Consider the following 22,734-nt stretch of genomic DNA (forward strand, 5'->3'; position numbering starts at 1 on the left):
TTATTTTAAAATAAATTTTAGAATTATACAAAGGTGCCACTTGTAATTCATGAAACTTTTTTCTATACTAGTGATACTTTAAAAAATGGGGGAAGAGAAATGTTTGGATTTTTGAAGAAAAAGAATGAAGTTGTCGAAAATAATACAATGTATGCCGTTGCCAATGGAACCGTTATCCCAATTAGTGAAGTGAATGATCCTGTTTTTTCACAAAAAATGATGGGAGATGGCTATGCAGTAGTTCCAGAAAATGGTGAAATTTATGCACCTATTGAAGGAGAAGTTTTAAGCGTTTTCCAAACAAAACATGCCATTGGTTTAAAAATGACAAACGGTCTTGAAATTTTATTACACATGGGTATTGATACGGTAGAGTTAAACGGGGCACCGTTCACTATTAAAGTGAAAGAAGGCGACCAAGTGACTGCAGATACGGTGGTCGCAATTGCTGATTTAGAGGCAATTAAAGCAGCTGGTAAAGGAACTGAAATGGTTGTCATTATTACCAACATGGATAAAGTAGCACAATTTTCGTTAGAGAAAACTGGCGTGGTTACAGCTGGTACACCAGTTGGCTCTGCCACAGCCAATTAATGTAGTAGACGAGGTCGGGACAGAACCGTTTAGCTCCGAGAAATAAGAAGAAATTTCCGAAAATTGATCTTTGATTTTTGGAGACCAAGTAGGTATTGTTCATCATCGAATCACTACGTTCTTCGTGATTCTCAACAATTTCGGCTTATTTCCGAAGGACCTTCAACTCTTAGAGCTTTAGCACTTAGAAGTTGTTGAGATCGGAGCAACGCGGAGTGTTGCTTCTATTCCCGCCGTTTATCAGTTTTTGAGCGTGGAGCAAAAATCCAAAGTGATTTTTGTTCCACGCTCGTTTTTTTTGAACAGAAATAAAATTTTATTTTGGAATTAAAAAATATTTAGAAAAATAGTTGAAATTTTATTTCAAACAAGTTATAATGAAAGCGTATTAGAGAGGAGCTAAAAAGATGTATGGTATTTCAGTTTTTCTTGGTGAAGAGATTACAAACGATACAATTATTTATATCAAAAAGATGAAAGCGCTTGGATTTGATGGTATTTTCACTTCTTTACACATTCCAGAAGATGATACTTCCCTTTACCGCCAACGCTTGACTGATTTAGGGGCAATTGCTAAGGCAGAAAAAATGAAAATTATGGTAGATATTTCAGGTGAAGCGTTAAAAAGAGCGGGTTTTTCTTTCGATGAATTAGAGCCTTTAATTGAGTTGGGCGTAACTGGCCTCCGGATGGACTATGGCATTACGATAGAACAAATGGCTCATGCTTCACATAAGATTGATATAGGATTGAATGCTAGTACCATTACACTGGAAGAAGTAGCTGAGTTAAAGGCTCACCAAGCGGACTTTTCTCGCTTAGAAGCTTGGCATAATTATTATCCAAGACCTGAAACAGGCATTGGAACAACATTTTTTAATGAAAAGAACCGCTGGCTTAAAGAATTAGGCTTACAAGTTTTTACTTTTGTGCCAGGAGATGGGCAAACAAGAGGCCCAATTTTTGCTGGTTTACCAACATTAGAAAAACATCGGGGGCAAAATCCTTTCGCCGCTGCCGTTGGTTTGATGGCTGATCCTTATGTCGATGCTGTTTATATTGGTGATCCCACAATTAGTGAGCGAACCATGGCTCAATTTGGTTATTATCACCAAACCAATCAATTTCTGTTAGAAGTAGCACCTAGCAAGAGCCACTATTTGAAACGAATACTTGGGACTCATACCAATCGTTTAGATGCTGCAAGAGATGTTTTGCGAAGTGAATTATCAAGAACGAGTGAAATGTTCAGAAAAGATGAAATTGCAACGATTGAGTCAGAGCAGACTGAAGCACGTCCAGTGGGAACCGTAACGATTGATAATGAAAAATATGGTCGCTATATGGGAGAAATTCAAGTCACACTTGTGGACTTGCCGAAAGATGAAAAAGTCAATACGATTACACGAATTATTGAAAAAGATCAAACGATATTGCCGTTAATCAAGGCAGGCAATCAATTTACGCTAGTCACGGAAGGAACGATAGAAAATGAATTTAGAAAACTTAACAACTGAACGTAGAAATGAAAATACAATGGGCTTAGATGAGATGAGTGTCAAAGAAGCTTTACAAAAAATGAATCAAGAAGACCAAAAAGTTGCAATAGCAGTGGGTCAAGAATTAGCAGCCATTGAACCAGTGGTAGAAGCCATCATCAAAAGTTTCAATCAAGGCGGCCGCTTGATCTACATGGGCGCTGGTACGAGTGGTCGGTTAGGTGTCTTAGATGCAGCCGAATGCGTACCAACTTTTGGCGTCGAGCCAGAGATGGTTCAAGGCCTCATCGCTGGTGGTCAAAAAGCAATGACTGTCGCAGTAGAGGGTGCCGAAGATTCAAAAGAACTAGGTCGTCAAGATTTAGTTGATCTAAAATTATCAGCAAATGACATTGTTGTTGGGATTGCAGCCAGTGGTCGGACGCCTTATGTAATTGGCGGTTTAGAATATGCTACAACGGTGGGAGCAGCTACCGCAACTGTGGCATGTAATAAAAATGCCGAAATTAGTAAATATGCGCAAATGCCGATTGAAGTAGATGCAGGACCTGAATTTTTAACAGGTTCGACTCGCTTGAAATCTGGGACAGCTCAAAAATTAATTTTAAATATGTTATCAACTATTTCCATGATTGGTATTGGGAAAGTCTACAATAACTTAATGGTTGATGTAAAACCAACCAATGAAAAATTAGTGGAGCGTTCCAAACGGATTATTATGGAAGCAACGGGTTGTAGTTATGAAGTTGCCGAACTAAAATTTGTAGAGGCAGAAGAAAATGTGAAGTTAGCAATTGTAATGATTTTAACTGATAGTACTAAAGAAGAAGCAACACAAAAATTAATTGACGGGAATCAATTTATCAAGAATACATTAAATTAAGGAATTAGGAGGGTGTTTTAACATGGCAGAAGAAAGAATTAAACGCATTGCTGATGGGATTTATAAAGAAGTTGGTGGTCAAGAAAACGTGGACAAAGTCATTCATTGTATGACTCGTGTTCGTATGGATATCCGCGATTATGACAAAGTGGATATTGAAGGATTGAAAAAAATTGATGGCGTTATGGGCGTCGTAGAAGATGATACGTTACAAGTAGTTGTTGGTCCAGGGACTGTTAACAAGGTTGCACAAGAAATGGTAGATCAAGCAGGTGTCAAATTGGGAGAACCATTTAATCATGACACCTCAACTGATGCTTCAGCAGGCAAATCTGGAAAAGATTTAGTAGAAGAAAAAGCCGCTCAAATGAAAGCACAACAAAAAGCGAAACAAAATAACACTTCACCATTTAAAAAAGTATTAAAAGCTATTTCTAGTATCTTTGTTCCGATGATTCCTGCCTTTGTTGGGGCTGGTATTATTGGCGGGATTGCAGCTGTTATGTCTAACTTAGTTGTTGCTGGTGATATTTCAGCTTCATGGCAACAATATATCGATGTCTTAAATATCATTAAAAATGGGATTTTTGCTTATTTAGCTCTTTACACTGGGATTAACAGCGCCAGCGTTTTTGGTGCAACGCCAGCGTTGGGTGGTGTTATTGGGGCAGTCACAATGTTGACAGGAATGAATCCGGATGCTCCAATCAGTAATATTTTCACTGGGGGAACATTATCTGCAGGACAAGGCGGAATTATCGGTGTTATTTTTGCCGTATGGTTATTATCATTGTTAGAAAAACAATTGCATAAAATTGTCCCAGAATCAATTGATATTATCGTAACGCCAACCATTTCACTTTTAGTGATTGGCTTAGCAACTATTTTCTTAATCATGCCTGTAGCCGGAGCTATTTCTAATGGCTTAGTTGGTATTATCAATGTTGTCTTAGAAAAAGGTGGCATGGTTGCTGGCTTTACTCTTGGTTTAACCTTCTTGCCAATGGTAATGTTTGGTTTACATCAAATTTTGACGCCAATCCACATTGAAATGATTAATCAAACAGGGATGACTTTGTTATTACCAATTCTGGCCATGGCTGGTGCGGGACAAGTCGGTGCAGCTTTAGCATTATGGATTCGTTGTAAATCAGATAAAAAATTAGTTGAAATGATTAAAGGTGCCTTGCCAGTTGGGATTTTAGGTATTGGTGAACCATTAATCTACGGAGTTACTTTACCATTAGGACGTCCATTCATTACTGCTTGTATCGGCGGTGGTATTGGTGGTGCAGTAATTGGTGCCTTCGGTAATGTTGGTGCGATTGCTATTGGACCAAGTGGGGTGGCTTTAATTCCATTAATTGCCAACAACCAATGGCTTGCATATGTATTAGGTTTATTGGCTGCTTACGCAGGTGGTTTTGTAGCAACGTTATTCTTTGGGATTCCTAAAGATATGCAAACAACTAAATAATAAATAGAAAAAAGGAGAACTTGGCTTCTCCCTTTTTCTTTGTTAAAATTTAATTGCGTAGGAAATGGTGTATCAGGAGGGGTGTTTATGCAACAAAATATTGTCTTATCTATCCAAGATCGTCTACAACAATTACCAAAATCAGAACGAAAAATCGCAGAATATATTTTAAAAAATACAGAAACAGTTATTTCAATGAATGCGCAAGAGCTAGCGAAACAAGCAGGATCAAGTCCAGCGGCAATTATTCGCTTTTGTCATTCTATGGATGTGAATGGCTTCACAGAGTTGAAACTTTTATTATCTGCAAATCTTGGCCAAATGAAGCAGCAAATGTATACTGAAGTTACTAAAGGGGAATCAACAGCTGATATTAAACAAAAGTTACAGGCGCGCTTTGTTCATGTGGTTGAGCGAAGCGGTCAGACATTAGAGGATGTCGCAGTGAATGAAGCCGTTGATTTGTTGGAAAAAACAGAAGTAATTTTTGTCTATGGGTTGGGCGCCTCTTCGTTGGTTGCTCAAGATATTTATCAAAAGTTTACGCGCTTAGGCCGAACGGTATTTACAACATTGGATCATCATTTATTTGCTTCTATGTTAGGCTCAACAGAAAAGCCTAGTGTTTTTATTGTTATTTCTAATTCTGGAACGAATAAAGAAGCAAGTACTTTAGCTGATTTAGCGAAGCAGCAAGGGATTCCTATTATTAGTATCACACAAGATGAAAAATCAGTGATTGGTGAAAAAAGTGATATCGTCCTTCAAACCTCTAGTGGGGAAGACGTGCCATTGAGAAGTGCGGCTACTGTTTCCTTGGTGGCACAATTGTATGTAGTTGATGTTTTATTTTTTGCTTATGCAGCAAAAAACTATAAGGAAACCTTAGAAAAAATTCAAATTTCAAGAAAAAACGTAGAACGTTTAAAAGAATAAATAAAAAGAGAAGGTTATCTGTCATTTTGACAGATAACCTTCTCTTTTTTTACAACAAACGGCGCTTTTCAGCGATCTTTTTTCCCTTTTCAATATAAGAAATATCATTAATTCCTTGAATGGTAAATGTTCCTTTTTCGTAAGTTAAGGTCGTCACGCTACCATTCTCCAGCGCCATCTGCATAGGCAAACTTGCATCAATTAAGGAAAGTAAAAAGGAAATTGTTAGTCCATGGGAAACCACCATGACTTTGCCGCCACCATTTTTTTCTCGATGATGAGCGATATCTTCGAAACCAGACCAAACACGATCACGGATAACTTCATAAGGCTCCGCCCAGTCAGCCGTATCGGCTTCAATAATAGCATTTGCTAGCTCACGATAGGTAATCTTCGTGGTCATCATGTCCTCATAACTTTTAAAAGCTAAAATGCGTGGCACCACACCCCAAAGTTCACCATCATAGCCACCATCTAAAGAACCAAAACACCACTCACGAATCCGTTTATCGGTTAGGTAAGGAATCTTTTGGTGGTTTTGATGTTCTTGTAAAATAATCTGAGCGGTTTGCATGGCACGACCACTATCACTACTATAGGCTTCCTTAAAGTCTATATCCCTAAGACCTAAGCCTAAATGATAAATGCCTTCTTCTCCTTGTTTGGTTAAGGGGGTATCTGACCAGCCTTGGGTTCGGCCAATCGTATTAAACATCGTTTTTCCGTGACGAATAATATAAAGTGTCGTTGCTTCAGTCATTGCTACTCCTCCTAAGTTTCTTTAAATAGTGAATAAATCTCTAATTAAAAAATGGGTTTGTGGCTTTTTCATGTTGAATGGTCGTGGCATCACCATGGCCTGGATAAACAGGAAATTCTTCTGGTAAAGTGAATAGATAGGTCGTAATGCTGTGTAATAATTGTTGCATATCACCAGTGTGTAAATCGGTACGACCAATACTACCTTTAAACAATGCATCCCCAACAACAACAAAATCATCAAAGACAAAGCTGACGCTACCAATTGAATGACCAGGTGTTGGGACTACGGAAAATTTCATGCCGCCAATTTCATAATCGGTTAGTTTAAATTCATGTTCGGCGGGTTGAACAATAATATTTGCTATATCGTCATGTCTGCCTAATCCTGAAAGATTCAAAATAGGATTGGAAAGCCACGCTTGTTCTAATGGACTAACATAAACAGGGATTTGATAATGATGGCGCAATTCTTCTACCGCACCAATATGATCATAGTGAGTATGTGTTAATAAAATAGCGGCTGGGTTCTTCCCTAAACGGGTAATTTCTTGAATTAGTTTTGCTCCTTCTGCACCTGGATCAATAATTAATAATGCTTCTTCATTATAAACAAGATAACAGTTTTCTTGAATAACACCTGTTCTAATTTGTTCGATCTGTATCATCTCAGGACCTCCTAAAGTTCTAACGATTCTCTTCAAGTATACCGAAGAATCTTAAGAATAGAAAGTTTTCTTGTTTATCCAAAGAAAAAATAAATCATTCTTAGAATGTTCGGTTTTTGCTTGTTTGAACACGTATTTTTTTAAAAAAAATCACATTTTTATAGTTATTAAGCGAAAGTTTATGTATAATCTTCATGTGATAGTAAGGAGGAGTATTAAATGTTTCATTTTGTAATAAAAGGAACAGGTTTTTCTAGTAAAAATTTGCAAGAGATTAAAGTTTATGAAGAGACACTTTTTTGTATAGATGAGGCCGGAGTAATTCAGGAAATAATTGAACCAGATGCTGAAGCGTATGAAACTGTGCTAGCAGAACAAAAAGAGGCACAACGTTTTCAAGAATTGCCCCAAGATTCTTATCTTTTACCCGGCTTTGTTGATTTACATGTCCATGCACCTCAGTGGGCACAATCAGGGACCGCCTTGGATATTCCATTGTATGAATGGCTGAATACGTACACGTTTCCTTTGGAGTCCAAATTTGCAGATTTAGCATTTGCCCAACAAGTCTATGATGAATTGGTAACCCAATTGTTAGCTAATGGGACAACAACAGCCCTTTATTTTGCAACCATTCATTATGAAGCTAGCCGTCGTTTGGCAGAGATTTGTGCGGAAAAAGGGCAGCGTGGCTTAATTGGTAAAGTTGTAATGGATGATCTTAATGAGAATCCAGAATACTATCGTGATCAAACAACGCAACAAGCATTAGAAGAAACGGAACGGTTTATTCAAGAAATTCAAACATTAGCGCAGCAAACAAAACAAGGCGTGTATCCCGTTGTAACTCCGCGTTTCATTCCAAGTTGTACAGAGGAAGCACTTAAAGGATTAGGAGAATTAGCAGCGAAATATCAAGTCCATGTTCAAAGTCATTGTAGTGAGAGTGATTGGGAACATCAATTTGTTCAAGAACGTTTTGGAAAAAATGATGCCCAAGCATTGAATGATTTTGGTTTATTAACAGAAAAAGCAGTGATGGCACATGCAGGCTTTTTAGAAGAAGCAGATATGAATTTATTCCATGAAACAGGGACGGCTGTGGCGCACTGCCCAATCTCTAATGCTTATTTTGGCAATGCAGTGACACCGATTGCAAAAATAGTACATCAACATCAAGTAGAAGTTGGTTTAGGTAGTGATCTTTCAGGTGGTTTTTCACCAAGTCTTTTTGACAATTTAAAGCAAGCGGTTATTTCTTCTAGAATGTTAGAAGATGGTGTCGATGCTACAAAAAAACCAGAAGTACGAGGTGTTAAAACAGCACGGATTACCGTAAATGAAGCGTTTTATTTAGCTACTGCTGGTGGTGGTCAAGCGCTAAGTTTACCAATTGGAAAATTAGAAAAAGGGTATGCTTGGGATGTTCAAATTATTAATACAAGCTTGTCACAAGCACGAATCCCTAAAAATCCAGGGGAATCATTGCTTGATATTTTCCAAAAAATCTTATATTTAGCACGACCAGAAAATATTCGAGAAGTCTGGGTACAAGGTGAAAAAGTACATGATAAAAATTTAATGTCAGCAACTAAAGGAGTATAAAAAATGAGTGAAAAGAAACAAAATAATCTTCATTTAACAGTGGGGCCAGAAGATTCAGTATCTTTTGGGCAGGCCACTATGTTAGGGATTCAGCATGTCTTAGCAATGGACGTGTACGTCGTACCTGTGATCATTGCTTCAATTATTGGGATTAGCACAGCACAAACGTCTTCTTTAATCCAAGCAACATTCATAGCAGCAGGACTTGCCACGATTATTCAATCTCATTTTTGTATGAGATTACCAGTTGCGCAAGGCCCTTCATTTATTCCAATCGGGGCAATTGCAGGAATTTATTTTGCCAATAACCAACAAGGAAATGGCTGGGGCGCAGTTTTAGGTGCTAGTTTAGTGGGGGCAATTGTTGTTATTATATTAGGATTTACTGGTATCTTTAATCGTTTAATCACTAAATTTGTTCCACCAATTGTGGGAGGAACAATTATTTTTGTGGTGGGGCTTTCGTTAATGCCAGTCGCTTTATCGGATAATATTTACCACGCAAAAGGGGAATTAGGACAAAATATTTTATTAGCATTTATAGCAGCGGGTACGTTGATCTTCTTTGCGCTCTTAGGTTCTGCTTTGAAAAAAGGGCGGATTTTCCGCGTTTCTTCTGTCATTTTGGCATTATTATTTGGGAGCATCGCGGCACAATTATTAGGAGTACTTGATTTATCAGCCGTTAGTGAAGCGGCTTGGTTTAGTTTGCCTCAGTTACCATTAGTTAACTTTTCTTTCCAATTTGACTGGTCAGCCATTGCCACGATGTTAGTTATTTATCTGGTTTTAATGGCGGAAACAACAGGCACTTGGTTTGCTGTGAGTCATGTTGTCGCTGAACCTTTGACCGAAGAAAAAATTAATCGCGGCGTAATTGGCGAAGGCTTAGGTTGCTTAGTTTCTTCATTCATTGGCGGCACGCCAGTAACTAGTTACTCTACAAATGCTGGGATTATTTCAATCACTGGAGTTGCTAGTCGCAAGGTTTTTGTGGCTGCAGGTGCGTGGTTTGTCTTATTTGGCTTATCTGGAAAACTTTCCACCTTGATTTCGGCCATTCCGGCACCAGTTATCGGCGGTGTTTTTGTGGTTGTTTGTGGCATCATTTCTGTAAGTGGAATGAAAGTCATGAGTGATGTAACAATTCATGAAAAAGAGATGTATGTAATTGCCGTTCCGATTATTATGACGTTAGCGTTGACATTGTTACCAAAAGAGTTTTTGGAAACTTTACCACAATTTTTACAATATTTATTTAGTTCACCCGTGGCAACTGCCTCAATTGTTGCTATTTTATTGCAGGCCATTTTACCAAACGTTCAAGAAGGGTAAAAAGATTAATTTTCGTTAAAACGCCTTTGACAAGTGGCGGTAAATAGTGTAAATTAACAATGGTGTTTGTAAACACGAACGTTAAATGACCGAATGTTCGGTTTTTACGTTATTTTTGTAAATAACTAGGAGGCAGTAAGTATGAAAGTTTTTGATTATGAAGATGTCCAATTAATTCCCAATAAATGTATCGTGAATAGTCGTTCTGAATGTGATACTACAGTAACTTTAGGAAAACATTCGTTTAAAATGCCTGTCGTTCCAGCGAACATGCAAACAATTATTGATGAAACGATTGCGGAAACCCTTGCTGAAAATGGTTATTTTTATATCATGCATCGGTTTGATGAAGAGGCGCGAGTGCCATTTATTAAAAAAATGCAACAAAAGGGCTTGATTACGTCAATTAGTGTGGGTGTGAAAGAAGGGGAATACGCTTTTGTTGAAACGTTAGCCCGAGAAGGTTTAGTTCCTGACTACGTGACAATTGATATCGCCCATGGTCATTCAAATGCGGTGATTAATATGATTCAACACTTGAAAAAATCTTTACCAGAAACGTTCGTTATTGCGGGCAATGTTGGAACACCAGAAGCCGTTCGCGAATTAGAAAACGCTGGAGCCGATGCCACCAAAGTGGGGATTGGACCAGGAAAAGTTTGTATTACTAAGATTAAGACTGGCTTTGGGACAGGTGGCTGGCAGTTAGCGGCTTTACGTTGGTGTGCCAAAGCTGCTCGGAAACCAATTATTGCAGATGGTGGGATTCGGACCCATGGAGACATTGCAAAATCTGTGCGTTTTGGGGCAACTATGGTCATGATTGGTTCACTATTTGCTGGACATGAAGAATCACCAGGTGAAACAAAAGTGGAAGATGGCGTTGTTTACAAAGAATACTTTGGTAGCGCCTCTGAATTCCAAAAAGGCGAAAAGAAAAACGTTGAAGGTAAAAAAATCTGGTTACGCCATAAAGGGAAGTTGGCAGATACTTTAGTCGAAATGCAACAAGATTTACAATCTTCCATTTCATACGCGGGAGGTCGCGATTTAGAAGCGATTCGTAAAGTTGATTATGTGATTGTAAAAAATTCTATTTTTAATGGTGATACCATTTAAGATTCAACTATAGACTGAAAAGAAGACAGCACGTAGTGCAGAAATTAAAATGATTTCTGCATTACGTGCTTTTTTTACTTTACCTATCGTAGTAATCGTGTTAAGATAATTACAACGACAGACGTAGTACGATAGTTGAAGTACTTGAGGGAGGAATTTATGTGATTGGTAGTGATGCAATTCGAGGATACAACGATACCTTTATTCTCTCAATCTTACAATCCGGCGCTTCATATGGTTATGCGATTTCTAAACGCATTCGTGAAATTTCTAAAGAACAATATTCGATTAAAGAAACGACACTTTATTCTGCTTTTACACGTTTAGAGAAAAATGGCTACATTGAATCATTTCCAGGAGAAGTAACGCATGGCAAAAAGCGGACCTATTATCAAATAACCCATGCAGGAGAGTGTTATTTAGAGGAAAAGTTACTAGAATGGGAAGTAACAAAAGACGTCGTCGAAGCATTTGTAAAGGAGATGGGAAAATGAAAATTATAGAAGAATTTATTGATAGCTTATTTTCAGGCGTTGTTGAAACATCTGAAACAAAACAATTAAAGGCGGACTTATTAGCAAATGCTGAGGATCGTTATGAAGATTTGCTCAGCCAAGGAAAATCGGAAAATGAAGCAATTGGTACAATTATTTCTGAATTTGGTACTATTGATGAATTAATGGAAGAATTGAATTTAGAAAATAAACAAGTGGATGAAACAAACGATTCAATGAACGGTTTGCCAGAAATTTCAGTGGAGGAAGGACTTGACTATTTAGCTGTCCAACGTAAAGGTGCTATTCAAATTGGTCTTGGTGTTGTTGCAATCATGGTGGGTGTTGGCTTGCTGGTTGGTATGCGTGGTGTTCTTTCTAACGGTCTTGGTTTAGTTTGTCTTTTCATAGGTGTGGCAATCGGCGTTCCATTATTTATTGTTGCTGGTAATCGGTTTGTTGCAATGGACAAACAACTGGGGCAACGATTGATTCCGATTAAGTTAAAAAAAGAAGTTGCACAAAGAGAACAAAGTTTTCAACGATCATTTATTTTTTGTATGGCAGCGGGCGTCGTTTTTTGTATTTTGGGTTTAATCCCAGTTGTTGTCTTTAGTAGTGGTCTTCATCTGATGATGCGCCGTTCCATGCATCAAATGATGGGCGGACAATATTATAATGGAACGATGGGGATTAGTTGGCTCTTCTTTTTAGTATCGGTTGGTGTCTTCTTGTTTATATTTGGTGGAGTAATTAAAGGAAGTTTTAATAAATTGTTGAATGAAACTTATTTTTATTCAGAACATGTTGGTCATCCTGATTTTGCCCCTCAACAAACAAAAACAGAGGAAGGACCTGTGGGAAATCCTGTCGGTGCAATTATTGCATCCGTTTATTGGCCCTTAGTTGTTGCACTCTATCTATTTATTAGTTTTGTTTTAGGGGATTGGCGGTTTAGTTGGTTAATCTTTATGTTCGCAGGAATCTTTTATAACACCATCCAAGCATTTTTACACAAACATTGAGACAAACCTGTTAATAGTAAAACAGAAAAGTGGGACATTCGTCAAAACGGCTGTCTCACTTTTCTTGTATTTTCGATTGACAAAAGCATTAAACTGGATTACTTTTAACTCATCCAATTGTTGAGGTGATTGCTATGTGGCAACTTAAAAAAGAACAAAATGTTCCCATTTATCGCAGTATTATGGAAATGATTGTTCAAAAGATTCAAACTGGCGAATTATTACCAGGCGAAAAAATCCCTTCGGAACGTAAACTGGCAGAGTACTTGTCTGTCAATCGTTCAACCGTTGTTCATGCATTAGACGAACTGGTGGACTTAGGCTGGATTGTGCGAAAAAGAGGGAGTGGAACGATTGTCAACGAAGGGAAATGGGGGGTAATGATGACGCCACGAACGGATTGGCATCGTTATTTAGAACAAAATGTGTTCAAACAAGTACATCCCTTGGTGGCAGAGATTGAGTCACGTGCTAAACAAAATTTGCCGACTGACTTAGATATGTATACAGGTGAGTTGCCGTTAGACTTAATTCCCAGTTTCGATTTTCCAGCATTAAATTGGAAACAATTTTTAAAAGAGGAAGCACAAGATGAATTAGGTTATTTTCCGTTAAGAAAAGAAATCCAAGCCATTACAGCAACGGAATATCAGCTTCATTTACCAAGTGAAAGTTTATTGCTTACTTCAGGTGCGCAACAAGCACTTTTTTTAGTTTTGCAAGTTTTATTGAGACAAGGAGATAGTGTTGCCGTAGAAGATCCATCTTTCTTCTATGCCTTACCAATTTTCCAAGCTGCTGGTGTGCGCTTATTTGGTGTGCCCATGACAGAGGAAGGGATTGATCTTGAAGCGCTAGAACAAACAATCCGACAACATCGCATCAAAATGGTTATGGTTAATCCTTCCTTTCAAAATCCCACTGGGACAGTGATGCCTTTAAGAAAAAGAGAACAGCTCGTGAAAGTTTGTCAAACGTATCAAGTTCCTATTTTAGAAGATGATGTTTTTGGGCAGCTAAGTTTTATCCCGAAAACAGAAATTCCTCCTTTAAAAAAATTAGATCCAGATAATGTCTTGTATATCGGTTCGTTGTCAAAAATTTTAGGTTCGACCACGAAAATTGGTTGGTTAAGTGCGCCCGCCTCTGTGACGAAACAAATTGCAGAAGCCAGAAAAATGATGGATGTTTCGTTGAGTATTTTTCCGCAGATGCTCGCTAAAATGGCGATTGAAGATCCTTCTTTTTCTGAAAAAATTACGTTATTAAATAAACAAGTGGAACAACGAGCAACAGATGTGTATCAAGTATTTAAATCGTTGCCAGAATGGGAAGTTTCGCCAGTAAAAGGTGGTTTTTATTTATGGGCACATTGGCGTCAAGGGGCACTTAAGCCAGAAGATTGGCAAGTGTTTTTACGAGAAGGTGTTTTGGTAGCACCAAGTGTAGCTTTTAGTGAAAAACGTGGAAGTATTCGCTTGAACTGTTCCCGAATTTCACCAGAAGAAATGCCTCTTTTTTGTGAGCGAATGGTACGGATTACACGACAGCTTTCTGAAAATAGACAAACAAAAATAGAACACTAAGTAAGATTTTTCTTATAAAAATCATTTGCTGAGAGAAAACGCTACAACTTCCCTTTTCTAAACGAATATCCAATGCTATACTTAAAAAGTAAAAACAAAAAAACAAATGAGGTGTTTTCCATGTCTTGGGAACAAGTTTACCAACAATGGTTAAATGAAGAAAATATTCCAGAAAATTTAAAAAATGAATTAAAGGACTTAAATACAGACCCTGAAAAATGTGAAGATGCATTTTACGCACCATTAGAATTTGGGACTGCCGGGATGCGCGGGATTTTAGGCGCCGGTATTAATCGAATGAATATCTTTACGGTTCGTCAAGCGACAGAAGGGCTTGCACGTTTTATGGATACGCAAGATCCTGAAACGAAACGTCGCGGTGTAGCCATTGCCTATGATTCACGTCATATGTCTCCAGAATTTGCAATGGAAGCAGCTAAAACATTAGCTAAACATGATATTCCTTCTTTTGTGTTTGAAAGCTTACGACCAACACCAGAATTATCTTTTGCGGTCCGCTACTTTAAAGCTTTTGCGGGAATCATGATTACGGCTTCTCACAATCCAGCTGCCTATAATGGCTACAAAGTCTATGGTGAAGACGGTGGTCAAATGCCGCCAGCTGATGCAGATGCATTAACTAAATATGTTCGTAGTATCGAAAATCCTTTGAAAATTGATGTCTTATCAGATGAAGAAGTTGCCCACAGCGGTTTAATTAACATTGTTGGTGAAGAAGTCGATAACGCGTATTTGAAAGAAATTAAAACAGTTACGATTAATCAAGAATTAATTAACGAAATGGGTAAAGAATTAAAATTAGTTTACACTCCCTTACATGGAACTGGGAAAATGTTAGGAGAAAAGGCATTAAAACAAGCCGGTTTTGAAAAATTTGTTTTAGTACCTGAGCAAGCCGTTGCTGATCCTGACTTTACTACAGTTAAGTCACCAAACCCTGAAGAACATTCAGCTTTTGAATACGCGATTCGTTTAGGGGAAAAAGAAGGCGCTGATTTATTGATTGCAACAGATCCAGATGCTGATCGTTTAGGTGCTGCTGTGCGGATGCCAAACGGAGACTACCAAGTATTAACAGGAAATCAATTAGGTTCAATTATGATTCATTATATTTTAGAAGCCCATCAACAAGCAGGCACGTTGCCTCAAAATGCTGCGGTTCTAAAATCAATCGTTTCTAGTGAACTTGCTACAGCGATTGCTGAGAAATATAATACGAAGATGTTTAATGTTTTAACAGGTTTCAAATTTATTGCTGAAAAAATTCAACAATACGAAGAAGACCACAGTCAAACGTTTATGTTTGGTTTTGAAGAAAGTTATGGTTACTTAGTGAAACCTTTTGTTCGTGATAAAGATGCAATTCAAGCGTTAGTTTTATTAGCAGAAGTAGCGGCTTTCTATAAAAAACAAGGAAAAACATTATACGATGGCTTACAAGATATCTTTGAAGAATTTGGTTACTTTGAAGAAAAAACTATTTCCGTAACAATGAGCGGAATTGAAGGCAGCGGTAAAATCAAAGCTTTAATGGCAAAATGTCGTGAACAAGCGCCAACTGAGTTTGCCGGGATTCAAGTTGCTCAAACGGAAGATTTTAAAGAATTAACACGCACTTTTGCAGATGGTCAAACAGAACAATTACAAACGCCTCCTTCTGATGTGTTGAAATATCATTTAGAAGATGGTAGTTGGATTGCTATCCGACCATCAGGAACAGAACCAAAAATTAAATTCTATCTAGCGACAAAAGCAACAAGTAGTTCAGAAGCTTCTGAAAAAATTGCTGCGTTTGAAGCAGTCGTTAATGAATTAACAAAATAAAATAAACGAAACAGGCTGTACGGAAAAAAGTACGAATGTTAGTGTTTGTGTCAAAAGCTAATTGACTTTTGACACAAACACTTTATTTAACTAAGGAGGGAATGCTATGAAAATTGGCTTTATCGGTGCTGGCAGTATGGGCGGTGCCATGATTAAAGGGTTACTGAAAGCTGAGGCAGTCAAGAAGGAACATTTATATGTGAAAGGCGGCTCAAGTGGAACCGCAGAAGCACTTCAAAAAGAGTGGGGCTTTCAACTTGTCACAGATTATGCACTTTTCCAAGAATGTAAGGTTATTTTTATTGCGACAGGAGCAAAGGTTGTGTTACCTGTCCTTCAGGAATTAGCCCCTCATTTTTCCAACGAAAGTCTATTGATTTCTGTTGCAACAGGTCATACCATACAAGAAGCACAAATGGCCCTTGGCAATAAAGAAGCCAAAGTTGTTCATGCCATTCCTAATACACCAGTTAGCGTGAATCAAGGCGTGATTGGCGTAGCCTTGGCACCAACAATTGAAGGCCAAACGAAGGAACTGGTAATGGAACTTCTTGCTACTTTAGGGTTAGTCAAAGAAATTCGTGAAGCACAACTAGAAACTTTTGGCACTGTGGCTGGTTGCAGTCCAGCTTTTGTTGATATCTTTATGGAAGCATTGGGAGATGCAGCAGTCTTAGAAGGGCTACCAAGGAACTTATCTTATGAAATTGTCGCTCAAATGATAAAAGGAACGGCGACCTTAGCCTTAGACACGAAAAAACACCCAGGAGCATTGAAAGATGAAGTGACTTCTCCAGGAGGAAGTACGATTCGCGGTGTCGTAGCTCTAGAAAAAAATGGCTTCCGTTATGCCGTGATGGATGCAGTTCAGCAAGCCAACCACGAATAGATGAAGAAAGTTGGAAAATCGACAAGTTTGTCATTTTTCCAACTTTCTTTGTGCCATATTTTTCGTAGGAAAGAACAATCGCAGTTCTTATTTTAAAAAACTCTGTGTTATAATGAGTGCAAAGTGAGGCGACTATAATGAAACAAATGGAAGAAATCAAACAAGTAAGTCAATTATATAAAGTATTAAGTGATCCAACACGTTTAAGAATTTTGCTACTTTTAAAAGAAGGCGAGCATAACGTAACGGCGATTAGTGAACAATTGGGAATGGAACAGTCCGCCGTTTCTCATCAACTAAAATTATTAAGAGATAGCCGGGTTGTCAAGGCACGTCGTGAAGGAAAAACGATTTTTTATACATTAGATGATCATCATGTAATAGATATTTTAAATCAGACCTTTGAGCATATTGAACATCGATAAAAAGTAGGGAAAAAATAGCGTAACTAGAATAGCGCTGTTGATGGAGGTAAAAATGAAGGATACCTTAAAGATCGGGTTACTAGGATTAGGGACTGTAGGCACTGGCGTTTTAACTCTTTTGAAAGAACATCAAGAGAAAATTTCACAAGTGACAGGAATGAATGTAGTCATTGAAAAAGCATTTGTCCGAAATCTTGAAACGAAACAAGCGCAAGCGGAAGAATACGGTCTGTCTTTAACAACTTCAATTGATGATATTTTAGAAGATAAAGAGATTCAAATCGTTGTGGAATTAATGGGAACCATTGAACCAGCCAAAACGTATATCATGAAAGCTTTAGAAAAGGGCAAACATATTGTGACTGCTAATAAAGATTTACTGGCGCAACATGGGAGTGAATTAGTAGCGTTAGCCCAAAAACATCATTGTGATTTATATTACGAAGCAAGTGTTGCTGGCGGGATTCCTATTTTAAGAACAATTGCTAATAGCTTAGCGGCAGACAATATTCAACAAGTTTTAGGGATTGTGAACGGTACGACGAATTATATGCTTACGCAAATGGTTTCTGCTGATAAAAGTTATGAAGAAGCTTTAGCAGAAGCGCAAGCGTTGGGCTTTGCTGAAGCGGATCCGACAAATGATGTCGATGGAATTGACGCAGCCTATAAAATGGTTATTTTAAGTCAATTTGCTTTTGGGATGAATGTTTCATTACCACAAGTTGATATTCGTGGAATTCGCGGATTGTCTTTAGATGATGTCGCCATGGCTAAACAACTGGGGTATGAAATCAAATTGATTGGCTCTGCTGAACAAAATGAGAATAGTATCTCGGTGGAAGTGGCCCCTATGCTAGTCAATCAAAAGCATCCTATTGCATCTGTTCGGAATGAGTACAATGCAGTATTTATAAAAAGTGCAGGCGTGGGCGAATCAATGTATTACGGTCCAGGAGCTGGCGCTAAACCGACAGCAACCAGTGTGGTCAGTGATTTAATTACGATTGCTAAAAACATTCGCTTGGCAACGACTGGCCATATGTTCAATTCGTATCAACATAAAACCCAATTGACGAGTTCCGAAAATGTATTTGGGCAGTACTATTTTTCATTAGATGTTCCAGATACACCAGGACAATTTTTGCAGTTGACGCAATTAATGACTAAAGCAGAAGTCAGTTTTGATCAATTAGTTCAACAGAAATCAGATGGACAGCGAGCAAGAATTGTTGCCATTACACACCAGATATCAAAAGCACAAATGCAACAAGTTGTGACAGCTATTCAAAATACGGAAGCCTTTCAGTTATTGAATGTAATGAAGGTTATAGGAGATGAGTAAACATGTATGAAGGTTTGTTAAAACAGTATCAAGCGTATTTGCCCGTAACAGAAAAAACACCAATGATTTCTTTAGCCGAAGGAAATACGCCACTGATTCCTTTACCTAATTTATCCAAAGAATTAGGTATTCAATTATATGGAAAATACGAAGGCTTAAATCCCACTGGCTCATTCAAAGATCGCGGGATGGTGATGGCTGTAGCAAAAGCGGTAGAAGAAGGTGCCAAAGCGATTGTTTGTGCTTCTACAGGAAATACTAGTGCCGCCGCTGCTGCGTATGCCACAAGAGCAGGCATTAAAGCGTATGTAGTGATTCCAGAAGGAAAAATCGCACTGGGAAAATTGGCGCAAGCTATTATGTATGGGGCGGACATTATTTCGATTCCAGGTAACTTTGATGAAGCATTAAAAGCGGTGCGAGAGATTGCGAAAACTGAGGCAGTTGCGCTAGTTAATTCAGTGAATCCTTATCGCTTAGAAGGGCAAAAGACAGCAGCTTTTGAAGTTTGTGAACAATTAGGTCAAGCGCCCGATGTCTTAGCGATTCCAGTTGGAAATGCCGGCAATATTTCCGCTTACTGGAAAGGCTTTAAAGAATGGCATGAAAAACAAGGAACAACTTTACCAAGAATGCATGGTTTTGAAGCAGAAGGTGCCGCAGCGATCGTGAAAGGCCAAGTGATTGAGCAACCTGAAACCGTGGCAACAGCGATCCGGATTGGAAATCCTGCTAGTTGGCAATTAGCAGAACAGGCACGCGATGAATCGGGTGGTTTCATTGATGCCGTGACAGATCAAGAAATTTTAACGGCTTACCGAAAAATTGCTGCTCAAGATGGGGTTTTCATTGAACCTGGTTCGGCTGCCTCATTAGCTGGAGTTATTCAACATGTTAAAAACGGTAAAATCAAAGCAGGTGAAACCGTCGTGGCAGTCTTTACTGGTAACGGACTGAAAGATCCTGATACAGCAATGGAGACAGAAGTAACTATTTCAAAAATGAGTGACGTGGAAGAAATGCGTCTGCACTTACGAAAAGGAGTCGCAACACTATGAAAATAAGAGTACCTGCCACTAGTGCCAACTTAGGACCTGGCTTTGATTCATGTGGCATTGCATTATCCGCTTATTTAACAATCAACGTTTTAGGTGAAAGTGAATTTTGGGAAATTCAACATACTTTGGGAGAAGAAATCCCTACTAATGAAGAGAATTTATTAATTCAAACGGCATTGAAAATTGCACCAGAATTAACACCAAAAGTTATTCGGATGGTTTCTGATATTCCCCTTGCAAGAGGACTAGGCAGTAGCTCAAGTGTGATTGTAGCAGGCATTGAATTAGCTAACCGACTAGCACATTTAAATTTGTCCCCTAAAGAAAAAGTCCGTTTGGCCACAGAGATGGAAGGACATCCGGATAATGTTGCCCCAGCTATTTTAGGAGATTTCGTGGTGGCTAGCCATGTAGAAAACCAAGTCTACCATGTCAAACATCATTTTCCAATGTGTGATGTCATTGCATTTATTCCAGAGGAACCATTATTTACCGAAAAAAGTCGCGCTGTTTTGCCCGAAAAATTGGCTTATAAAGAAGCAGTCGCGGCCAGCTCAATTGCCAATGTTATGATTGCCGCAATTTTAAACGGGGATTTACCTTTAGCAGGCAAAATGATGGAACAAGATAAATGGCATGAAACGTATCGTCGTTCATTGGTTCCTCACTTAAAAGAAATTCGTCGTTTAACTCAGCAAAGAGGTGCTTATGGTTCTTTCTTAAGCGGTGCTGGTCCAACTGTGCTAATCTTGTCGCCAGAAGAACGAACCAACGAAATTGTTCAAAGCTTGGAGAAATTATCTACCAAAGCGAGCATCCAAATTTTCAATATTGATCAAGAAGGCGTTCAAGTCTTTTAAAAAAACGAGAAAAAATCACTAGTGATTTTTTCTCGTTTTTTTTTAATCCTCGGAGGTTTCCGTGGAATAATAACTATGATCTTCTAAGTTCAAAGCATTAAGAATCATTGAGGCAGTTTCTTCAATTGAAAGAGAAGCGACATCAATAACGATACAACCTAATTTTTGATAAAGATCATTAGCAAAAGCCAGTTCTCGCCGAATTTTTTCAATATCTGAATAAGAAGTATTTTCAGGTAATCCATATGCGCGCATTCGTTCTTTACGAATCCCGTTTAAAACATTGGGATCATTGGTTAAGCCAACAATTTTTTTAGGGTCCATTTCGAATAATTGTTTCGGTAAATGTGCTTCAGGAATTAGTGGCAAATTAGCAACTTTTAAGTTCTTGTTGGCTAAAAAGAGACTTAGCGGTGTTTTAGAAGTTCGGGAAACGCCAAGAAGTAACACATCCGCTTCTAAAAAGCCTCGTGGGTCCTTGCCATCGTCATATTTGACAGCAAATTCCATTGCTTCAATTCGTTTAAAATAATTTTCATTCAGATGATGTAAGGCACCTGGTTCCCGCATGGGCGCGACACCTGTTAATCGTTCGATTTCCGCAACTGGTGGTGTCAAAATGTCAAAATGGAACAATTGATGCTCATTGAAAAATTGATTAGCAATCGCCACGAGATGATCATTAATAATAGTATGAAGTACCATGGCTTCTGCTTTTTTGGCATCTTCTAACGCTTGCACCAGTTTATCTTCGTCTTTAACGAATGTTCGTCTAATCAAAGTAAAATCAACAGTGGGGTACTGGGCCATTGAAGCAGCCGCCAATTTTGAAGCGGTCTCGCCAGCAGAATCTGAGATGACAAAAATCGTCACACATTTTTTTTCTTCAGAAATAGTCATAGAGGGTAAGTCCTTTCTTGCATTTTTAATAATTTTATTATACCATAAGTCCAGAATCTATTTCGTAATGATTCTGATTTAGGTTGGTGAGGGAGGAAATGGCGATGGCACCAGTAAAAACCAATATTGAACAAGCCTTAGAAACCATGAAAGCCAGTGGATTAAAATATACTAAAAAACGAGAATTACTGATGAGCTATTTGATTAAGCGAAATCGGTATGTTTCTGCACGTGAAGTGTATGAATTTATGAATGAAACCTTTAAAGGAGTCAGTTATGATACGGTTTATCGTAACTTGCATGACTTTGAGCGCTTGGAATTGCTGGAAAAAACAGAATTAAATGGCGAGCAAAAGTTTCGCTTCCGTTGTTGCCAAGAGGTGGAACATCATCATCACTTTATTTGTACGGTTTGTGGCAAAACGGAAGAAATTCACATGTGTCCGATGAATTTTTTTGAAGAACAGTTAAAAGGTTGTTCAATTGAAGGACATCGCTTTGAAATACTTGGTCGTTGTGCCGATTGTTGCGAAAAATAGCGAATAAGACGAAAAATCAAACAAAAATTTCGTATTTTATCAGTAGAGTGGTTGACGGTTATTTATGCTTTAGCTATAATATAACAAGGACAGTATTTTAATTTGTGGGTTTTTCCCACAAATAAGAAAAACGGTTACTTTTTAAGCTCGGAGGGAGGGAATAACATGTCAAAAACAGTCGTTCGTAAAAACGAATCTCTTGATGATGCTCTTCGTCGCTTCAAACGTTCCGTTTCAAAAGCGGGTACTTTACAAGAATCACGTAAACGTGAATTCTACGAAAAACCAAGTGTAAAGCGTAAGAAAAAATCTGAAGCAGCTAGAAAACGTAAAAAATTCTAGTTTTGAATGAATTGGAGTTGGTGGTATGTCATTGCTAACCACATTGAATGACGACATTAAAACAGCGATGAAAGCTAAAGACAAAGAAACTTTAGCCGTACTTCGTATGTTAAAGACTGCCATTCAAAATGATCAGATTAAAGCGGGCCGTGAATTGAACGGAGAAGAAGAACTCACTGTATTGTCTCGTGAGATGAAACAGAGAAAAGATTCTTTATCAGAGTTTGAAAAGGCGGGACGCGACGATCTTGTTGAAAAAGTAAAAGTTGAAATAGCAATTGTTGAAAAATATATGCCTCAACAACTAACGGAGGAAGAAATTCGTCAACTAGTTCAAGAGGTAATGACGCAAACTGGCGCCACTTCACCAAAAGATTTTGGTAAAGTGATGGGCGCTATGATGCCGAAAGTCAAAGGCAAAGCCGATGGCAACCAAGTTAACGCAATTGTGAAAGAATTATTACAAGAAAACTAAGAGCGTTATCGAAACTAGGACAGGATACTGTCCTAGTTTTTTTATACAAAGAGAAAACCGGTAGCTTTTTCCGGTT

23 protein-coding genes are annotated in these 22,734 nt (G+C 38.3%); 20 read left to right on the forward strand and 3 right to left on the reverse strand.

Annotated features, from left to right (window positions below; translation table 11 throughout):
• Positions 1–33 precede the first annotated feature (33 nt).
• From IGK96_RS03650 to IGK96_RS03670, 5 genes are all read left to right on the forward strand, one after another.
• Positions 34–594, forward strand: coding sequence for a PTS sugar transporter subunit IIA (locus IGK96_RS03650; RefSeq protein WP_002380597.1), 561 nt, complete (start codon positions 34–36; stop codon positions 592–594).
• 407 nt (positions 595–1,001) lie between these two features.
• Positions 1,002–2,111 (forward strand): DUF871 domain-containing protein, encoded by a 1,110-nt coding sequence (locus IGK96_RS03655; RefSeq protein WP_033917865.1) that lies wholly within the window; start codon positions 1,002–1,004, stop codon positions 2,109–2,111.
• Complete coding sequence (gene murQ, locus IGK96_RS03660; protein ID WP_002381571.1) at positions 2,086–2,976, forward strand: N-acetylmuramic acid 6-phosphate etherase; 891 nt, start codon at positions 2,086–2,088, stop codon at positions 2,974–2,976. Before IGK96_RS03655 ends, murQ begins: the two co-directional genes overlap by 26 nt.
• 22 nt (positions 2,977–2,998) lie before the next feature.
• Positions 2,999–4,453, forward strand: coding sequence for a PTS transporter subunit EIIC (locus IGK96_RS03665; RefSeq protein WP_010776007.1), 1,455 nt, complete (start codon positions 2,999–3,001; stop codon positions 4,451–4,453).
• 87 nt (positions 4,454–4,540) lie between these two features.
• Positions 4,541–5,389, forward strand: coding sequence for a MurR/RpiR family transcriptional regulator (locus IGK96_RS03670; RefSeq protein WP_002382748.1), 849 nt, complete (start codon positions 4,541–4,543; stop codon positions 5,387–5,389).
• 49 nt (positions 5,390–5,438) lie between these two features.
• Here IGK96_RS03670 and IGK96_RS03675 read toward each other — a convergent pair whose 3' ends face one another.
• Both IGK96_RS03675 and IGK96_RS03680 read right to left on the reverse strand, forming a co-directional pair.
• Entirely contained in the window at positions 5,439–6,149 is a 711-nt protein-coding gene (locus tag IGK96_RS03675) for a histidine phosphatase family protein (protein WP_002359733.1), read from the reverse strand.
• Positions 6,150–6,189: 40 nt separating this feature from the next.
• A complete protein-coding gene (locus tag IGK96_RS03680) occupies positions 6,190–6,816 on the reverse strand; it encodes an MBL fold metallo-hydrolase (RefSeq protein ID WP_002372190.1) in 627 nt (208 codons plus the stop codon).
• Positions 6,817–7,035: 219 nt separating this feature from the next.
• On the opposite strand from IGK96_RS03680, the gene guaD reads away from it, so the two are divergent.
• The 12 genes from guaD to thrB all read left to right on the forward strand — a co-directional run bounded on the left by guaD (position 7,036) and on the right by thrB (position 20,402).
• On the forward strand, positions 7,036–8,421 hold the full coding sequence (guaD, locus tag IGK96_RS03685; protein WP_010819541.1) for a guanine deaminase: 1,386 nt from the start codon (positions 7,036–7,038) through the stop codon (positions 8,419–8,421).
• Between the two features lie 3 nt (positions 8,422–8,424).
• The gene (locus IGK96_RS03690; protein ID WP_002359736.1) at positions 8,425–9,756 is read left to right on the forward strand and encodes a nucleobase:cation symporter-2 family protein; all 1,332 of its coding nucleotides are present in this window, start codon (positions 8,425–8,427) and stop codon (positions 9,754–9,756) included.
• Between the two features lie 141 nt (positions 9,757–9,897).
• Entirely contained in the window at positions 9,898–10,875 is a 978-nt protein-coding gene (gene guaC / locus IGK96_RS03695; RefSeq protein WP_002356720.1) for a GMP reductase, read from the forward strand.
• Positions 10,876–11,036: 161 nt separating this feature from the next.
• Entirely contained in the window at positions 11,037–11,369 is a 333-nt protein-coding gene (locus tag IGK96_RS03700; protein WP_002367058.1) for a PadR family transcriptional regulator, read from the forward strand.
• Positions 11,366–12,394 carry a permease prefix domain 1-containing protein gene (locus IGK96_RS03705; RefSeq protein ID WP_002356724.1) on the forward strand — a complete coding sequence of 343 codons (1,029 nt, stop codon included), beginning with the start codon at positions 11,366–11,368 and terminating at the stop codon, positions 12,392–12,394. The genes IGK96_RS03700 and IGK96_RS03705 overlap by 4 nt, the downstream gene beginning before the upstream one ends.
• Positions 12,395–12,528: 134 nt before the next feature.
• A complete protein-coding gene (locus tag IGK96_RS03710; protein ID WP_064687302.1) occupies positions 12,529–13,980 on the forward strand; it encodes a PLP-dependent aminotransferase family protein in 1,452 nt (483 codons plus the stop codon).
• A gap of 120 nt (positions 13,981–14,100) precedes the next feature.
• Positions 14,101–15,825: a phospho-sugar mutase gene (locus IGK96_RS03715; protein ID WP_002356727.1), complete on the forward strand. Its 1,725-nt coding sequence runs from the start codon at positions 14,101–14,103 to the stop codon at positions 15,823–15,825.
• Positions 15,826–15,931: 106 nt separating this feature from the next.
• Positions 15,932–16,714, forward strand: coding sequence for a pyrroline-5-carboxylate reductase (gene proC / locus IGK96_RS03720; RefSeq protein WP_085442973.1), 783 nt, complete (start codon positions 15,932–15,934; stop codon positions 16,712–16,714).
• A 116-nt stretch (positions 16,715–16,830) separates the two neighbouring features.
• A complete protein-coding gene (locus tag IGK96_RS03725) occupies positions 16,831–17,139 on the forward strand; it encodes an ArsR/SmtB family transcription factor (RefSeq protein ID WP_002356730.1) in 309 nt (102 codons plus the stop codon).
• 52 nt (positions 17,140–17,191) lie between these two features.
• Positions 17,192–18,484, forward strand: coding sequence for a homoserine dehydrogenase (locus IGK96_RS03730; protein ID WP_002356731.1), 1,293 nt, complete (start codon positions 17,192–17,194; stop codon positions 18,482–18,484).
• A 2-nt stretch (positions 18,485–18,486) separates the two neighbouring features.
• Entirely contained in the window at positions 18,487–19,542 is a 1,056-nt protein-coding gene (gene thrC / locus IGK96_RS03735) for a threonine synthase (RefSeq protein WP_010823848.1), read from the forward strand.
• Positions 19,539–20,402, forward strand: coding sequence for a homoserine kinase (thrB, locus tag IGK96_RS03740; protein ID WP_010709745.1), 864 nt, complete (start codon positions 19,539–19,541; stop codon positions 20,400–20,402). The genes thrC and thrB overlap by 4 nt, the downstream gene beginning before the upstream one ends.
• Positions 20,403–20,444: 42 nt before the next feature.
• Here the strand turns inward: thrB and IGK96_RS03745 are convergent, their stop codons facing one another.
• The gene (locus IGK96_RS03745) at positions 20,445–21,302 is read right to left on the reverse strand and encodes a pyruvate, water dikinase regulatory protein (RefSeq protein ID WP_002382760.1); all 858 of its coding nucleotides are present in this window, start codon (positions 21,300–21,302) and stop codon (positions 20,445–20,447) included.
• Positions 21,303–21,400: 98 nt separating this feature from the next.
• Between IGK96_RS03745 and IGK96_RS03750 the strand changes: the two genes are divergently transcribed.
• The 3 genes from IGK96_RS03750 to IGK96_RS03760 all read left to right on the forward strand — a co-directional run bounded on the left by IGK96_RS03750 (position 21,401) and on the right by IGK96_RS03760 (position 22,658).
• Entirely contained in the window at positions 21,401–21,841 is a 441-nt protein-coding gene (locus IGK96_RS03750) for a Fur family transcriptional regulator (RefSeq protein WP_002387080.1), read from the forward strand.
• A 165-nt stretch (positions 21,842–22,006) separates the two neighbouring features.
• The gene (gene rpsU / locus IGK96_RS03755) at positions 22,007–22,183 is read left to right on the forward strand and encodes a 30S ribosomal protein S21 (protein WP_002356740.1); all 177 of its coding nucleotides are present in this window, start codon (positions 22,007–22,009) and stop codon (positions 22,181–22,183) included.
• A 25-nt stretch (positions 22,184–22,208) separates the two neighbouring features.
• A complete protein-coding gene (locus IGK96_RS03760) occupies positions 22,209–22,658 on the forward strand; it encodes a GatB/YqeY domain-containing protein (protein WP_002356741.1) in 450 nt (149 codons plus the stop codon).
• Positions 22,659–22,734: the final 76 nt, after the last annotated feature.

Origin of the sequence: Enterococcus sp. DIV0682 (assembly GCF_051712685.1) — a bacterium.
In the GTDB taxonomy this organism is placed as follows: Bacteria; Bacillota; Bacilli; order Lactobacillales; family Enterococcaceae; genus Enterococcus; species Enterococcus faecalis.

What these genes read in the sequence shown, in the direction of transcription:
- rpsU (WP_002356740.1), top strand. Translation starts at nt 22,007, where the DNA reads ATGTCAAAAACAGTCGTTCGTAAAAACGAATCTCTTGATGATGCTCTT.
- IGK96_RS03665 (WP_010776007.1), top strand. Translation starts at nt 2,999, where the DNA reads ATGGCAGAAGAAAGAATTAAACGCATTGCTGATGGGATTTATAAAGAA.
- IGK96_RS03705 (WP_002356724.1), top strand. Translation starts at nt 11,366, where the DNA reads ATGAAAATTATAGAAGAATTTATTGATAGCTTATTTTCAGGCGTTGTT.
- IGK96_RS03675 (WP_002359733.1), bottom strand. Translation starts at nt 6,149, where the DNA reads ATGACTGAAGCAACGACACTTTATATTATTCGTCACGGAAAAACGATG.
- IGK96_RS03715 (WP_002356727.1), top strand. Translation starts at nt 14,101, where the DNA reads ATGTCTTGGGAACAAGTTTACCAACAATGGTTAAATGAAGAAAATATT.
- IGK96_RS03680 (WP_002372190.1), bottom strand. Translation starts at nt 6,816, where the DNA reads ATGATACAGATCGAACAAATTAGAACAGGTGTTATTCAAGAAAACTGT.
- IGK96_RS03745 (WP_002382760.1), bottom strand. Translation starts at nt 21,302, where the DNA reads ATGACTATTTCTGAAGAAAAAAAATGTGTGACGATTTTTGTCATCTCA.
- IGK96_RS03710 (WP_064687302.1), top strand. Translation starts at nt 12,529, where the DNA reads ATGTGGCAACTTAAAAAAGAACAAAATGTTCCCATTTATCGCAGTATT.
- proC (WP_085442973.1), top strand. Translation starts at nt 15,932, where the DNA reads ATGAAAATTGGCTTTATCGGTGCTGGCAGTATGGGCGGTGCCATGATT.
- guaD (WP_010819541.1), top strand. Translation starts at nt 7,036, where the DNA reads ATGTTTCATTTTGTAATAAAAGGAACAGGTTTTTCTAGTAAAAATTTG.
- IGK96_RS03760 (WP_002356741.1), top strand. Translation starts at nt 22,209, where the DNA reads ATGTCATTGCTAACCACATTGAATGACGACATTAAAACAGCGATGAAA.
- IGK96_RS03655 (WP_033917865.1), top strand. Translation starts at nt 1,002, where the DNA reads ATGTATGGTATTTCAGTTTTTCTTGGTGAAGAGATTACAAACGATACA.
- IGK96_RS03670 (WP_002382748.1), top strand. Translation starts at nt 4,541, where the DNA reads ATGCAACAAAATATTGTCTTATCTATCCAAGATCGTCTACAACAATTA.
- thrC (WP_010823848.1), top strand. Translation starts at nt 18,487, where the DNA reads ATGTATGAAGGTTTGTTAAAACAGTATCAAGCGTATTTGCCCGTAACA.
- thrB (WP_010709745.1), top strand. Translation starts at nt 19,539, where the DNA reads ATGAAAATAAGAGTACCTGCCACTAGTGCCAACTTAGGACCTGGCTTT.
- IGK96_RS03730 (WP_002356731.1), top strand. Translation starts at nt 17,192, where the DNA reads ATGAAGGATACCTTAAAGATCGGGTTACTAGGATTAGGGACTGTAGGC.
- murQ (WP_002381571.1), top strand. Translation starts at nt 2,086, where the DNA reads ATGAATTTAGAAAACTTAACAACTGAACGTAGAAATGAAAATACAATG.
- IGK96_RS03690 (WP_002359736.1), top strand. Translation starts at nt 8,425, where the DNA reads ATGAGTGAAAAGAAACAAAATAATCTTCATTTAACAGTGGGGCCAGAA.
- IGK96_RS03750 (WP_002387080.1), top strand. Translation starts at nt 21,401, where the DNA reads ATGGCGATGGCACCAGTAAAAACCAATATTGAACAAGCCTTAGAAACC.
- guaC (WP_002356720.1), top strand. Translation starts at nt 9,898, where the DNA reads ATGAAAGTTTTTGATTATGAAGATGTCCAATTAATTCCCAATAAATGT.